Here is a 15,610-nt window from a genome sequence, read left to right as displayed (position 1 = left end):
ATTTGATTAAAATCAAACCCTCCTAAAATCCTCGTCAACACTAAACGAACACATAAAACTCCTGATTTTTCTGCGAAGTTTCAACACACTAAAACTCAATAAATAAAATGGCACAAGCATTGCTGAATCACTGTCAGTCGCTTTACTTCACAAAAACAAAGACGGTGACGAAACAATGCAAGAAGCTCCTATTCGCGCTTTGCGCGCCTCCGCCGTTGCACTGGTGTTTACTAGCGCCACGACACTATTGCTGACAGGATGCGAAGCCCCGCTCAACCTTGAAGCGGTCAGAAGCATTGAGAATCAGCCCACCAAAAGAACCGATTTCTACCAGGCCATGGCCAGCAACCGGAACACTATTGTTGTTGCTGGCAACGATGGCGTTCTTCTCTCCAGCAGTGATCAAGGGAAGAGCTGGGAACGGCATCCTGAAATCACCGGGAACAGCTTCCTGTCGATTACATCGTGTCCTGATCAAAGCTTCATTGCGCTTAGCTTTGACAATAACCTGTGGCATGGCGATGCGTCCGCCCAAAACTGGGTAAAAAATGCCCTCCCCAGCCAGGAGCAGATGATGACTGTTGCCTGCTCGCCTGATGGCAAGTGGGTGACTGCAGGAAGCTTCACAACGGTTCAGCACAGTGCAGACCAGGGCGAATCATGGAGCGAGGCTTCCCTTTACGAAGATGCCATCATCAATAACCTCCAGTTCATCAACCAAGATCAGGCTATTGCAACTGGTGAATACGGGCTTGTTCTGAAGAGCGAAGATGGTGGTGAGAATTGGGATATTGCCGGGAATGCCCCTGACGAATTCTACATTCACACCAGTTACTTCAAGGACGCCGATAACGGTTGGATAGGCGGCCTTAACGGCTTCATCTACCAGACCAACGACGGCGGTCAGAACTGGGAACAGATGTCGACAGCAACCAATGCTCCGATCTTCGGTTTCATAGCTGGAGACACCAGCCTTTATGCGTTGGCAGACAACGCCACTGTACTGCAACTGCAGCAGGATACCTGGAACAAGATCTCCGAATCCGAACAGCCGCTCTACCTCAGGGCCGGGCTGGCTCTGCCTGACCAGCGTCTTCTCGTAGCCGGAGGCCGAGGCCTGCTATTCGACATTAAACCCCAAACGGCCCTTGCCGCCAGCACAGACTGAGGTAACTGACCATGTCCAAACTGCATCGCTTCACGCACCTGATGCACCTGCTGGAAGTGTGGATATTCAACAACCCACGCAAGGTGCTCTCACTGATTGCTATTCTGACCCTGGTTTTCGCCCTGCGAATTCCCGGTTTGAAAATCTTTACCGACTTTGCTGACCTGCTGCCCCAACAACACCCCTACATTGAACTGCACAACTCCATAAAAGACAGTTTCGGTGGTGCTAATGTTTTGGTGGTAGGGGTTGAGTTTGAAGAAGGCGACATTTTCACGAATGAAAATCTCGCTCGCATCGATCGAATTACTCAGGCCGTCGATAGCCTGCCGGGTGTAAACCACAACCTGGTATCCAGTGTCACCCATCGAAACTCCCGAAAAGTATGGCTCACCGAAGTAGGTAGTATTAACTCCGAGCCCTACTACGACTCCACTCGCGGCCTGTATTCCTCCGAAGAACTGGAATCCATGCGCGCTGATGTTGCCGCAAACCCGCGGGTCTATGGGCCTCTCGTGTCACCCGACTTGAAGATGGCGCTGGTCAAAGCGCAGCTGATCGAAGGCAAACTCGATTATGAAACAACGTTTGCCCAACTCCAGGAACTGCGAGCTGAAGAGGCGTCGGAAGGCGTTACCATCTATGCCACAGGCCAGCCGGTATTAGTGGGTTGGGCCTACACCTATATGGATCAGATCCTGCAAATTTTTGTGTTCACTGTGCTCGCCATGCTAGCGCTGCTCATCTTCCACTTCCGTAAAGCGTACGGTGTGCTCATCCCCCTAGGCGGCGTTCTTGTCTCCACAATATGGGGGCTTGGGATTATCAGCTTCCTGGGTTACAACCTTGACCCTCTCGGCCTGGTAATCCCCTTTTTGATTGCTGCGCGAGCCATGAGCCACGGGGTTCAGCTGGTTGAGCGCTATTATGCCGAAACCCAGGAACTGGGTAACGGCCCGAAAGCTGCCAAGGCAACCTTTGACAGCCTGTTCCGTCCAGGATCGCTAGGGGTGGTGTCTGACGCCATCGGTCTATCCCTTATCGCCATTGGCTCTATCCCTCTCAACACCCACCTTGGCATCTATGCCTCCTTGTGGGCCATCACCGTGGTATTCACCGTTCTGGTAGGTGTACCACTGCTGCTCTCCATCCTGCCAACACCCAAGAACCCGAAAATCCGGGAAACGGTGTTGCGCCATATTGGTAGCACCAGTTCGCGCATGGTCACCAAACCGGGTTCTGCCCGAGTCATCCTGGCCGTAGGCGCCATTGCGATGCTCGGCGGACTCTTGGCCGCATCCAATGTCCAGATTGGCGACTCCGAGCCCGGTTCTCCAATTCTCTACCCGGACCATGACTACAACGTCTCGTCCCGGATCGTGAACGAGCGTTTCCCTGGATCAGAAGAACTTTATATCGTTGCTGAAACCGATGAAAAAGGAGGGCTGAAACGCCCGGAGGTACTGACAGCGTTGGCCGACCTTCAGGCCCATATGCTGACTGACCCGGAAGTAGGTGGCACCAAGGGACTGCCAGACCTGGTCAAGCAGGTAAACCGTCTGATGCACAACGACGACCCCCGCTGGTTCCAGATTCCCCATGATGCAGGTTACGTGGGCGGTTTGATGTTTACCTACATGGCGTCCAGCCCGATCCCCGGAGCTCTGGATGAGTTCAACGATACCGACGACCGCGTTGCCAACCTGGTTTTCTACTACAAAGATCGCCAGGGCGAAACCATTCGCCGCGCCATTCACATGGCAAAGGAATGGATTGCAGAGAATGGCGATAGCGTAGAAGGACTGACCATTCGGCTGGCCGGGGGCACCCTGGGCGTAGCGGCCGCAATGAACGAATCAGCATTCGAGACCAATGTAATCGTTCTGCCGCTTGTATTCCTGCTGATCTTCGCTTTCGTCATGCTGTTCTACACCTCATGGCACGCCGGCCTCATGATGTTGATGGCTATGCTGTTTGCCACCACCCTGACCTACGCTTATATGGGCCTGAACAGCCTGAGTATCGACATCAACACGGTGCCGGTAATCGCCGTGGGCATAGGTGTCGGTATTGATTACTCCATCTACATGATGGATCGCATCCGGGAAGAAATGGCCAAGTTTCAGAACCTCCGGGAAGCTGTGCAGCGTTCTATTTCTACAACCGGCATGGCCATCAGCTTTACCGCACTGACACTGATGGCAGGAATCATCATGTGGGTGATCTTCTCTGACCTGCGTTTCCAGTCCGATGCCGCGTTATTGCTGTGCGTAATGATCATCATCAACGGTCTTGCCGCAATGCTTCTGGTGCCCTCATGGGTGTTGGTCTTCAAGCCACGCTTTATCACCGACGTCTACGCAGATGAAGACGGCATTCTGCATTCCGAACACAGAAAACCGAAATCAACTCCGACTACTGCTCCCGCCAGGAAGCAGAAAGACGGATTTGTGCCAGGAGAACCGTACCGGGCGTGACTCCGGTACGAAACTCCAAAAAACCTGTAACGAGGACAAGCCATGCAAATAAAAACAAAAGGCCTGAGGTTATGGTGCTGCACCCTTGCGGGTGGTGCCAGCCTGGCGCTGACTCCAATGACCACAACCGTAGCGGCAGAAGATACCCGTGTTAACGGTTACGTTGAGAACGCCACTTACGGCCGCGAGGGCGTTGGGCTGTCAAAATTCCGCAACACTCTACAGCTTGAGCTGGAAAAGAAAGCCGGTGATGTCGGCATATTCAGCAACGTAAGCTTCAATGCCACTCTGAGGGGAAGTTATGACGGAGTGTATGACTTAAATGACGATGAGTATGGGCGCAATGCCGGCGGGCCCGTTCAGCTACAAGATCAGGCCCAAGGCACTGTTCCCCACGGAAGTGGTGTGGGCAGTCCCGCGAGCGCCATTCCTTTGCCCCCAGGCAACACCTTCGGGTTTGATACGAGCCGCAACCCAAATGAAGGCATGGTGGTGCTTGGGGAGCATCTGCACGGGCAAGACAATGGCGTCGCCTTTGGCGTTCCGGTGCGCCCCTGCGACAAAGATGATCGTGGCTGCATAGACGGTTATCTGGACAAAGACTCCAACGACTTGAGGTATCAAGAATTCAACGACCGCGCGGACTTCATCCGAGAACTCTATGCCGACTTTGATTACAACTTCGATAACGGCAACATCCTCAGTACACGACTGGGTAAACAGCAGGTCATATGGGGAAGAACGGATCTGTTTCGGGTACTAGACGTGATCAATCCCGTTGATTACTCACGCAACAACATATACGACGAACTGGAGGATATCCGCATCCCCATGTGGATGTTGCGTGCGGACTATCGAATGGGGCCAACCGAAGTCTTTGATGGCCTGGCCTTCGATGATTTGAACTTCCAGGTGGTTTGGAATTTCGATAAATTCCGACCGCATGACATCGGCCAGTGCGGACAGCCAAACGTTATTCTCGATGCAGGCTGCTTCTTTCGGGGAATGAATAACCTTTGGGAAAATGGTGGCACAGTCGCAAACTTTGCCGGCGCCACACCGAATGGTGGCCTTGCTACGGATTTCGGCCCAGGGCAGATTGGCATCAGAAAGGCGCACATGCCGAGCTGGAGCCTGTCAAATACCCAACTAGGCCTCAAGCTCGAAGGAGTTTATGGCGATCTTGGCTTTTCTCTTAACGCTCTGACTTATCGCTCCCAGTTACCCTCTCTTAGAGGCGGTATTCCTGCAACCAATGCGTTCACTGGTGAGACCGGCGTATGGCCGAGCCTGATCGCTTTCGACATCCACTTCCCGCGTGTGAATCTCGTTGGTGGCTCTCTGGATTATTACTCTCAGGGAATTGACACGGTATTCCGCGTAGAAACGGCTTACACCTCGGGTGAGGAATTTGCCAATACCCTTCGCAAAGAGCTCTATTCAGAATCAGATGTACTCCGTTACGTAATCGGCGCGGACAAAAACATCTTCATCCCGGCCCTGAACGAAAGTCAGGCATTCCTGTTCTCCGGACAGATTTTCGGCCAGCATATTCTGGACCACGAACGTGAGCAAAGAACCTACGGCGAAGCTGGCATCCCAGATTATGAGCACAACTGGACCGCTACCTTATTGATACAAGGGTTCTACATGAATGGTCGCCTGACTCCGAAAATCATTACAGCCCACGACTTCCGCGCTCAAGCCACCGCTATGGCACCTTCAGTTGACTGGCTGGTTAACGACAATTTCAAGCTGACTTTGGGCGGAAACTTCAAAGTGGGCAACGGTGCCCGTGAATTCGACGATTGTCGCTCCTGTAATCCTTGGGATCCGTTCACCCAAACACCGGGCGTTACGGGCCAACAACCAGGAGAGTCTGCCGGTCTAGGAAGTTATGAGCCTCTCGGTCGCTTCAAGTCCGGCCCAATTGGCATGGCTCAAAAAGAAGACGAAATCCAGCTGACTGCCCGTTACAGCTTCTGATAACAAGAGGATAAAAACATGAAACCAACAACAAAACCGACAATACTGTCACAGTGCCTCGCAGCTGGTCTTGCTGCTGGCATGTTTGCCACTCAGGTGCAGGCAAGCGAGGATGTTATTCAGAACTCCTTCTTTCCCTACGAAAATGAAGTTCCGAGCCATGAGGGCCTCAACGTTGGCATGACCATCGACCAATCCAATGTGGCCCAGTTCAAGGATGTCATCGACCCTGCCTTCTACACCTTTATCGAAAATGGCTGGACATCGATCACCGTAGGCGATACCACTTCTTTTGGCCTGAATGAAGGCTACGTAAATGCCACTCGTGATTCTCTGGGTAAGGTATCCCTGGGCGACCAGGTCGGTGAGATCAACGGATGGCAGGCTGGCAGACCATTCCCTGAGGAACCGGATGAAAGTGACCCCCGGGCCGGTGAAAAGCTCGCGTGGAACTATAAATATGGCTACAACTGGGGTGATAGTGCTGCCATTTATCCGTTCTACTGGAAGTATCGGGATATGGATTCCGGCAAGGTGGAACGTACCATCAAGTTCAATTTCCATTTCCTGAACTTCAAGGGCCGAGTGAACCAGGAACCAGTACCAGAGATTACGCCAAACCCGTCTGACCTGTTCCGCGCTATCTACGTGCAAGCTTTGGATCCGGCTGATGTTCGCAACACCCAGCTGTTGATCCACCGCGCTTCCGACGACCTCAAGCGGGACAATTCATGGCTGTATCTGGGCTTCCAGCGTCGTGTACGCCGTCTGGCTACCGGTCAGGTTACCGATGCGTTCCTGGGTTCCGATCTGATGATCGAGGACTTTGAAGGTTATAACGGTCGCATTTCAGACATGAACTGGACCTATAAAGGGACCCGTCAAATGCTGATGCCCTTCTATAACCACAATGACATGAAGCTCGATACAGAGACTCACCAGGATGACGATGGCTACGAGGTTGTTGCCTTTGGTGGCCAGGGTGGTTGTTTCCCTGAAATTACCTGGCAGCTGCGTAAGGTTTACGAAGTAGAGGCTGTTCCTGTTGATGAAAGTCACCCATTGCAAAAAAGGGTGCACTACATGGACGCCCAGACCTTCACAATCCCGCGCACGGTTTCCTATGACCGTAAAGGTAGCTTGTGGAAGACCTTCACGATCGGCCAAGCACATCCAGACCACCATCTGCCGAAGAATAAAGGCACCGGGGTCTCCATCGATGACGCATTCAGCATGATTGATGTTCAAGCCAGCCATTGCACCACCGGTCAGTTCAAGGGCCAAGTAGACCCAGAGCTGTCCAAACCACAAATGTTTAACGTGCAGCACATGCGCGCAACAGGTAGTTGATCTGCGAGCCGTTGCTGCTCTCCTTTGGGCCCGCAGTGCGGGCCCCTTTTTAATTTCAGAGCAGGCAAAAGAGATCACGGCATGAGCCTCTCCCGGGCTTGTGCACCTTACGGAGAATGTATCATGACAAAGACGGTCAACCAGACCTCCAACCATCCGATCACTGTCGTGATTTCACGTCGGGTTAGGAAAGGCGAGGAGTTCGCATTCGAGCAACTCAGCAGCCAAATGACCGAAAGAGCAGCCCACTTTCCGGGTTACCTCGGAGCTGCCATGTTCCGGCCGTCCTCACCGGATGATCCAGAATACCGGATTATATTCAAGTTTAGGGATCGAGAAACTCTGACCGCCTGGGAAGAGTCTCCGGAAAGAGCTGAGCTCCTTGAACAACTTGAAGCTTTGCTGGCAAAACCCAGTGAGCGTGAAGTGACTTCAGGAATCATCACCTGGTTTACCCTGCCCGGACAGAACCCGGTTAAACCGCCTCCCAAGTGGAAAATGACCATAGTCAGCTGGCTGGCGTTGTATCCTGCGGTTACGCTCGTTTTCGTGCTATTCGGTGACCTGCTGGCCCAGATCCCGCTGCTGCTGCGCACCATGGCAGTTACCATCGTAGTCATGTTGCTGATGAGCTATGTGCTGATGCCACGGATGACACGATGGTTTGCCTTCTGGCTGTTCCCGAAAAAGAACCAGGACGTTCGTTAACGGCGATAAGGATCTTATCCGGCAATGACAAAGCTGCCTGTTAACCGGTCTCAGTGGCTTGCGCTGGCCCTGATCACTTTATTATCTGCAGCGTTGCTCTTCAGCCCGGTAGCGGGTTGGTTTGAAGGCCCGCAACGTCTATCGGCTTTACTGGTAATGGCCGGGCTTGTACTGTTCGCCACCGGCGCCATTCCGGAGTTTGTCTCGGCCCTGCTGGTGCTGACCCTGGCCATGCTGCTGTCGTTGGCCCCGGCTGAGGTGGTGTTTTCCGGCCTCACCTCGACTGCCTGCTGGCTGATTGTTTCCGGGCTGGTGATCGGCATTGCCATCTCGGAAACCGGTCTGGCCCAACGGGTGTCCGACCTGTTTACCCGGCACCTGGATACCAGCTATACCCGGTTGATCGCCGGCATCGTGGTGATCGGCATTCTGCTGGGCTTTGTCATGCCCTCCTCGGTGGGGCGCATTGTTCTGTTTATCCCCATAGCGCTGACCATCGCCCACAGCTGTGGTTTTGAGCCTGGCAGCAATGGCCAGAAAGCCGTCGGGCTGGCGGCGGCCTTCGGCAGCCATCTGCCCACCTTTGCCATTCTGCCCGCCAATGTGCCAAACATGATCATGATCGGCTCTGCCGAGAAGATTCATGGCTGGAGCCCGATGTTCGGGGAATACCTGTTGCTGCACTTTCCGGTGCTGGGCATCCTCAAGGCCATCCTACTGGTGGTTGTGCTGGTGCGGTTGTACCCGGACAACCCAAAGCCGGTTCCGCAAGCAGGATCAAGCCGGCCTTTCAATTTCACGGAATCGCGGCTGATGGTAATACTTCTGGTGACCCTCGGGTTCTGGCTGACCGACACCTGGCACCAGATCTCGGCGGCGTGGATTGGCCTGGCGGCAGCGACCCTGCTGCTGATGCCCGGTGTTGGCATGATCTCTACACAGAGCTTCAACCAGAAAGTGAACATCAGCTCGATTCTGGTGGTGGCCGGCCTGCTGGGCATTGCCGGGCTGATCAACCATCAGAACATCAGCGGTATTCTGGGCGGCCACCTGCTGGGCTGGCTGCCATTGGAGCCGGGGCGGGATTTTGCCAACTTCCTTACCTTGTCACTCACGGCGACCGCGACCGGGATGGTCACCACCCTGGCGGGCATTCCGGCAACGCTCACCCCCCTGGCTGGCCTCATGAGCGAAATGACCGGCTTCAGCCTGGAAGCGGTGCTGATGACTCAGGTTCTGGGCTTCTCCACCATCATTTTTACCTACCAGTCCGTGCCCCTGATGATGGCCATGCCCCTGGCCGGCATTCCCATGCGCCATGCCGCCAGGTTGTGCCTGATCCTGGCCGCCCTCACCATCGTGATTTTGTTTCCACTGGATTACCTGTGGTGGAAATGGCTGGGGTGGATCTGAGGCAACTGTTAAGCGCCCCAGCCCTGGCGGCCACTAAAGGTGGTTCATCAATGCCCGTAATTGGACGTTATCGGGATATCGTTGCAGCATAGTCCGGATCACTTCCCGGGCTTTTTCCTTCTGTTCCAGCTGGAACAGCGCAACTGCGTATCGGTAGCCGAATAACCACTGGTCGGGAGCAAGACTATGGGCCCGACCGAGGTCCGCGAGCGCCGCTGGGTAATCTCTCAGCCCAATTCTGATTAGCCCCCTCAGATGAATCAGTTGTGGATCGTCAGGGCTATGTTGCAAAGTGTCGTCAATCGCTCTGATAGCCTCAAGATTTCGGTGCCCTGAACGCAAAATATCAGTAAGCAGTATGGTGGCGGGTACGTAGCCAGGATCTTTGCGCAGCGCCCGTTTCAACAGTTGCTCCGCCTTGTAAACATAATTCCCGGCCAACAGGTAACGGGCTTTGAGCACACTACCAGCCGGCAAGTCAGACTGCATAGCCAGGTAATTCTCATATTCCTGCCGAACTCCCTCCCAACGCTTGGCATCAGGGATAACGCCGGACCACACAATGGATTCAAATGCTGCAAGCCTGACCGCCAGGGAGTCGTCGTCCAGACCACGTTCAGCCAGACCCCTGAGCTGACTCATGTCACCGTATCGGATCACTCTAAAGGCACTTTCGCGAATCACCGCATGATCATTTTCTGCCAGACCTGCAACAAGCTCCCTATGTCGGATAAGAAGAGCTTCCCCATGCTGTTCCAGTAATGTTGCCCGTCGAATGGCGGGCACATGATCATTGCTCAGGTAATCCAACACCTCTGAGAGATTTCTCTGCTGTACATGATGCCAAGTATCTGGCTGGTATAGATCCGGATACCAGCTCTCAACGGTTTCGATAGACCAGGCCCGATCCTGGTCCGTGTGGCATCCAAGACATACGTCTGGACTGCCGGTATCTACAGACACATCAGGCCTGGGTACCATAAAGCTGTGTTCTCGACGATTATCGATTTTCATAAAGGTGGCTTCCGGCATATGACAACTGACACACTCCGCACCTTCGCTGCCTCTTCGATGATGGTGATGATCAGGCGTCTCGTAATCACCAGCGTTATGGCACTGAGCGCACACCCCGTTACCTTCAACTTTTAACTTGCCAGTGTGTGGGTTATGGCAGTCAGTACAAACAACACCTGCCTGGAACATCTTGCTTTGCTCAAACGAGCCCACCACAAATACTTCTTCCCTCACTCGCCCATCTGAATAATAAAGCGGCTCGTCAAGCCGACTGAGACTATATTGGTCGTGCAACCTACCGCTACCTGCATCGGTCAGCGCAGTTCGCAAAGAATGACACTTGCCGCAGGTATTCACTTGTTGAGACTCTCGCTCAGGCCGTTTTAATCTTGGCGGGCGCTTTCCTTCACTAACCAGCCAGGCGCCGACAGCGGCGAGCTCTACCCCTGCTGACATAGATTGTCCTTTACGCTTGGCAGTGGCGTGATCCTGAGCTTCGTTATGACAGGCCCCACAACTTACTGACCGATGTTCAAAACGAGTACGATAGGTGTCAGTTTCGGGGTCATAGTTACGTTCCAGACCGGTAGAATGGCAATCCGCACACTGGTTGTTCCAGTTTTGGTAGATGCCGGTCCAATGCATCGCATCGCCAGGGCGGTTGTGCCCCGGCTCATCCAACCTGAACCAGCGCTGGCCACCGTCAGACTTGTCTCGTGCATCCCAGGCAATGTTGAACGCCTGCAAACGACCATCACCAGTATCAATCAGGTACTGCTGTAAGGGGTAAATTCCGAAGGTATAACGGACGGCCCATTCTCGCTCCTCGCTCCCCTGTCGGGTATGAATTAGGAACGTTCCGCCATTGTTCCGAAATTGCACAACAATATCTGAATCCTCATATCGAGCGCCGAAAAAATCTCCCTCTACAGTTTCCGGGCCGGGCTCTGCCATAGCGAGCGCGTGGCGAGATTGGGCCCACGCAGAGACCTCCCTTTCATGGCAACCCAAGCAATCTGAAGGGGTGGCCTGGATTTTCCCAGCGGCAACCACGAGCAAACATACAGCTAAGAATCCCCACCATCGCTTGATCATATCGTTCAATTCCGTGTTATTTATGCTCTCATTTCACCAGATCATAAAGTCAACTACGCAAGACAACCTGCCCGTGAACTTCACCAAACCAAGGCTTGCAAAGGCTGGCCCAACTTTTAGGATGTGGCCTGCCCTTTGCTTGATTTATGATAGAGATCGCCAAGATTCACAAGGCTGAACTGACAAAAACAACGACTCCGCCATGAATGAGAAACTGGTTCCATTCCGACACCACGTAGGTGTACGCTCGCCCGATTTCGAGGAGGCAAAAGCGTTTATTAACGCCCACATCGAAGACCGCGAGGTTGCGCCGCTGTCTCGCAGCGGCCGAGCAGAAAATTTGCTGACTCTGCAACCGCTGGGCAGCAGTTTGCTGTTCGGCGCCATGTGGTCCGAGAAAGTTCACATTCAGTCAGAAACCCAGCAGACCTTTCACGCGGTTTTGGTGTTATCCGGCAACATCTATTGTAAATCCCTGGATACCGACGTACCGGCCGACAGCCTGGTGTTGACAGCACCGGGCAAGCAGGCAGATCTGGTCTGGGAAAAAGGCACCCGGGCGGTGGTGATGAACCTGGCGCGCCAGAAACTGATCGATACCCTGGGTGTCCCGGACCTAAGCTTTCTTCGGGAAACCAACGCCTTTATCCCCGGTCATCATCAAGACGCCCTGGTGTTGAGAAACGCCATTAACTGCCTGGCGCAACAACACGAAATCTGTCAGGGGCGGATCGACCCGGCCGTTCAGGCGCAATGGGAGGGGTTGCTGCTGTCCCAGTTTGCCAACCAGTTGCACCGGGAAGGTTTGGACAACCCCTCGATTCTTCCTGGCCGGATTCGCCTGGCAACGGAATGGATACTGGCCCATATTCGCGACCCCATCTCAGTATGCGACCTGCTTCGGGTCACCGGCGCCAGCCGGCGATCGCTGGAATCCGGTTTCCGCACCTACCTCCACACCACACCGGCAAAGTATGTTCTGTGCCACAAACTCAAAGGCGTTCGAGAATTACTCAGAAGCAGCCCCGACATCAATATCGGCGACGCGGCCTTTTCGTATGGATTCAACCACCTTAGTCACTTTACCCGCCAATATCAGGAAGCCTTTGGCGAACTGCCCTCAGAAACTTTGCGCCAATGCCGAGCATCAAGGGTTGTCATCAGTAAAAAGGCCCGGCTCGATTCGGTCTAATTCCAAATTTTACCGGGCAAGACGCTTTCAGAGTCAGAAGGTTAAGTTGAAGCCGATGGCATAGTTGCTGGGCCGATTGTCGTACTGGCCGGTTTCAGCCCAGACTTTCAATTGCGATGCCACCCGTTGTTCCACCTTGAGGGTGTACACAGATTCGTCAGCAGCACTGTCGTCGTGGTCTTTCTCTTTGTAGCCCACAGCTACGCCAGCGCCCTTTTTAGTGATGTACTGGGCTGAGACACCGTATGAATCAAAATCAGCCTTACCTTCGGCATCCAGAGGGTACGGAGAGTTTCGGTTATTTTCCCAGACGGCACCCAAAGCCACTCCACCGAATTGATAACTCAGCCCCACAGCAGAGATCTGGTAATCATCTGTCGCAAACGGTGGCAACTGTTCCTGCTTCAACACTGTTGTGCCAATCGCGAAGCCCAGATTTTCGCCTTTATGTACCAGCCGCACTGCCCTGCCATCCACATCCTGGTCGTTGCCGTCATTCAGTGTGATTGCTGCAAAAACCAATTTGGTCTTCATAAACCAGGGGGTGTGGTAAGCAAAAGTACCTGAAGTTCGGTCCGGCTGAGCGAAGATACCATCCGAACGAGGATCTGCTCGGGAGATGTTGTACTCATAGTGATTGATCGCCCCATAAATATCAGACCATTGACCACTGGTGCCCCTTGGCGCGGCAACAAACATACCGTAGCGTGTAGGAAGCCAGAACTTCGCTTCTTTCACATGCACATCCGCTTCTCCATCGCGGCCAGTAGTAGGATCATCTGCACTGTTGGCAGCGGCTGCAAGGTCTACCTCCACGGCGTAGTTCAGATTAAGGCCCTTATCAATTTCGGCTTTACCTTGCAGCCCAAGCTCCAATTCAAAGGCCTCTGCTTCCGCATCTTGGCTTTCAATCTTGAGCGCACCTGCATTGAGTTGTCCATACACGTCGGGCTTTTCCAGCTCAAGCGCAAATGCCGGGCTGGTGACTGCTGCGGAAACCGCAGCAGTCAGTAGTGTCTGTTTCAGTTTCATGGCATATCTCCTGCTCGCAAACATGGGATCGGCTTATTCAACGCACTTGCCGTAAAGGCAGGTAGTGAAGCTGTATCCAACTTTCCTCATGTCTGCAGGATTTGCCACAATCACACCATTACGCTTGATGTACTTGTCCCACTCAGCCAATAACTGGTTAAGTTTTTCAGGCTCCTTGCTCGCAAGATCGTTGGTTTCAGCCGGGTCTTCCGCCAGGTTAAACAATTGCCACTCTCCGGGACCGTAGGGCTCTTCCAAAAGGCGTATCTTCCAATCCCCCATACGAACCGCCGAGCGACCAAAGAGTTCCCAACCAACCACACGGTTCTCCGGTGCATTACCGTTCAATCCTGGAAGCATGGAGACGCCTTGAATCTCGAATACTTGACGGCCGTTGTAGGGGCTGCTCGGTACGTCAATACCAGCCAGCTCAAGGAACGTGGGCATGATATCCATCACGTGGAAGAACTGATGGTTGATCTCGCCTTGAGCATCGTCACCAGGCAGGCTCAAAATCGCCGGCACCAGCAGACCACCTTGGCTAGGGTATCCCTTCCACATGGGCCACGGCGTAGCACTCACTTGCCCCCATTGTGCGCCGTACCAAATGTACGAGTCCGGACGGCCCATATTCTCGAAGCTGTTGTTGTACTCAGAGGCGATCCATTCTTTGTTTCGGGGGAGCACTTCCGGGCTATTAGCATCTGCACCGTTATCAGACATGAACATGACTACGGTATTGTCGAGCTTGCCGGACTTTTCCAGATGGGCCATAACCCGTCCGATGTTCTCGTCCATGTTGTCCACCATGGCGGCGTATATTTCCATCTTGCGAGCTTCGATCTTGCGCTGCTCATCGGTCAGTTCATCCCAGGATGGCAACTGATCAAAGGGAACATTTGCAGCCAGTTTGTGACCAATCAGCCCCATTTCTTTCATCGTGCCGAGGCGCTGCTGACGAATGGCTTCATAACCCTCGTCATAACGGCCCTCGTATTTTTTGATGTAGGAATCGGGAGCGTGGAGCGGCCAGTGGGGTGCCGTGAAAGCCAACACATGGAAAAAGGGTTTATCGCCGGCAGCGTCAACGTATTCGATAGCCTTATCGGCATAGAAATCGGACGAGAAGAAGCCCTTGGGTACCTCCACCTGCTTTCCGTTCTCCAAGTAGATGGCCTTTGGATCGACACCGATAATAGCCCGGCCATCATCAAAGTGGCTGGCGCCGCCTTGTACCAACACCCAGGATTCATCAAAGCCTCGGGCAGCGGGGCTCAGCTCTTCCGTACGGCCAAGATGCCATTTCCCCGTAGTAGAGGTGTGGTAACCGTTATCCCGCAATACCTCAGGCAAAGTCACCACCAGATCATTCAGGTGGCCCTCATATCCCGGCTTTCCTTTCTGCTCGGGAGTCAGCAGCTCAGCCATGTTGCCGGTGCCGGCGCGGTGATTGTCGGTACCAGAAAACAGCATCGAGCGGGTCGGAGAACATGTGGGAGCGGTGTGGAAGTTCGTCATCCGAATGCCTTCATTGGCCAGGGCATCCAGGCTGGGAGTTTCGATCTCCCCCCCATAAGCACCGATGTCTGAGTATCCCAGGTCATCAGCAATAATTAACAGGAAGTTGGGTTTCCCATCCTGATTGGCGGAAGCCAGCGCAGACGCTGCCATCAACCCCAGGGCCAGCCCCAACCGACGAAGCCGTGTATTGTTTTTGTTCATACTATGCTCTCAGTCAGTTCGTTGTTGTGCCACCAGTGTGTGGTCAACTTTATTCTGCTGAGGACTTGCGGGTAGGGGTTATCCCGTATGCGCAGAGGTTGTCATAAACGCGCAACAAAGTGGGTATCTATGGTCATGAATCTCTCTGATGCGTGACAGTAAGTGATGATTCGCCTTTGCACTAGCGGATTCAGGGCGAGATACCCAAGCGTAATAACCGCTGGCCGACACCTTCAGGCATCGACACATAAGAGGAATTGGGAAATGACGTGACAACGTTGAATCGCCTGCTTCCTCATCCGCTTCTCCGCACCATCGAGATGCAGGTTAGGATTAATACCAACCTCCCAGCAATCTGGCGACAACTCACACCGGGCTGAAGAGTTAAAGCGATGGCTTCGCGTTTGAACTCTGGGCTATATTTTCCGCATTTGAACATGAGCACTCCTTTGG

Annotated in this window: 10 protein-coding genes and 1 pseudogene; 7 read left to right on the top strand and 4 right to left on the bottom strand. The window is 53.6% G+C overall.

The genetic code is table 11. The features are described from left to right. Nucleotides 1–175: 175 nt before the first annotated feature. The 6 genes from DOQ08_RS02335 to DOQ08_RS02310 all read left to right on the top strand — a co-directional run bounded on the left by DOQ08_RS02335 (nt 176) and on the right by DOQ08_RS02310 (nt 9,102). Nucleotides 176–1,168, top strand: coding sequence for a WD40/YVTN/BNR-like repeat-containing protein (locus tag DOQ08_RS02335; RefSeq protein ID WP_114333283.1), 993 nt, complete (start codon nt 176–178; stop codon nt 1,166–1,168). A gap of 11 nt (nt 1,169–1,179) precedes the next feature. Then, on the top strand, nt 1,180–3,645 hold the full coding sequence (locus DOQ08_RS02330) for an efflux RND transporter permease subunit (protein WP_114333282.1): 2,466 nt from the start codon (nt 1,180–1,182) through the stop codon (nt 3,643–3,645). A gap of 42 nt (nt 3,646–3,687) precedes the next feature. Continuing rightward, nucleotides 3,688–5,631: a DUF1302 family protein gene (locus DOQ08_RS02325; RefSeq protein WP_114333281.1), complete on the top strand. Its 1,944-nt coding sequence runs from the start codon at nt 3,688–3,690 to the stop codon at nt 5,629–5,631. Nucleotides 5,632–5,649: 18 nt separating this feature from the next. Beyond that, the gene (locus DOQ08_RS02320; protein WP_114333280.1) at nt 5,650–6,981 is read left to right on the top strand and encodes a DUF1329 domain-containing protein; all 1,332 of its coding nucleotides are present in this window, start codon (nt 5,650–5,652) and stop codon (nt 6,979–6,981) included. A 123-nt stretch (nt 6,982–7,104) separates the two neighbouring features. Then, nucleotides 7,105–7,689, top strand: a complete 585-nt coding sequence (locus tag DOQ08_RS02315; RefSeq protein WP_114333279.1) for an antibiotic biosynthesis monooxygenase — start codon at nt 7,105–7,107, stop codon at nt 7,687–7,689. A gap of 24 nt (nt 7,690–7,713) precedes the next feature. Continuing rightward, on the top strand, nt 7,714–9,102 hold the full coding sequence (locus DOQ08_RS02310; RefSeq protein ID WP_114333278.1) for an SLC13 family permease: 1,389 nt from the start codon (nt 7,714–7,716) through the stop codon (nt 9,100–9,102). Nucleotides 9,103–9,135: 33 nt separating this feature from the next. Here the strand turns inward: DOQ08_RS02310 and DOQ08_RS02305 are convergent, their stop codons facing one another. Continuing rightward, nucleotides 9,136–11,070 (bottom strand): tetratricopeptide repeat protein, encoded by a 1,935-nt coding sequence (locus tag DOQ08_RS02305; RefSeq protein ID WP_165823586.1) that lies wholly within the window; start codon nt 11,068–11,070, stop codon nt 9,136–9,138. A 343-nt stretch (nt 11,071–11,413) separates the two neighbouring features. On the opposite strand from DOQ08_RS02305, the gene DOQ08_RS02300 reads away from it, so the two are divergent. Then, nucleotides 11,414–12,403, top strand: a complete 990-nt coding sequence (locus tag DOQ08_RS02300) for an AraC family transcriptional regulator (protein WP_114333276.1) — start codon at nt 11,414–11,416, stop codon at nt 12,401–12,403. 33 nt (nt 12,404–12,436) lie between these two features. Here the strand turns inward: DOQ08_RS02300 and DOQ08_RS02295 are convergent, their stop codons facing one another. From DOQ08_RS02295 to DOQ08_RS16020, 3 genes and pseudogenes are all read right to left on the bottom strand, one after another. Further along, the gene (locus DOQ08_RS02295) at nt 12,437–13,435 is read right to left on the bottom strand and encodes a porin (RefSeq protein ID WP_165823584.1); all 999 of its coding nucleotides are present in this window, start codon (nt 13,433–13,435) and stop codon (nt 12,437–12,439) included. Nucleotides 13,436–13,468: 33 nt separating this feature from the next. Continuing rightward, a complete protein-coding gene (locus DOQ08_RS02290; protein ID WP_114333274.1) occupies nt 13,469–15,157 on the bottom strand; it encodes an arylsulfatase in 1,689 nt (562 codons plus the stop codon). Nucleotides 15,158–15,289: 132 nt separating this feature from the next. After that, nucleotides 15,290–15,596 (bottom strand): annotated as a pseudogene (locus DOQ08_RS16020) (transposase); the annotation flags it as partial. Between the last annotated feature and the right edge of the window lie 14 nt (nt 15,597–15,610).

It is taken from the genome of Marinobacter litoralis (genome assembly GCF_003336705.1).
GTDB lineage: Bacteria > Pseudomonadota > Gammaproteobacteria > Pseudomonadales > Oleiphilaceae > Marinobacter > Marinobacter litoralis.
Note: the sequence above shows the minus strand (reverse complement) of the source record. Positions and strands in the feature narration are given on the sequence as shown.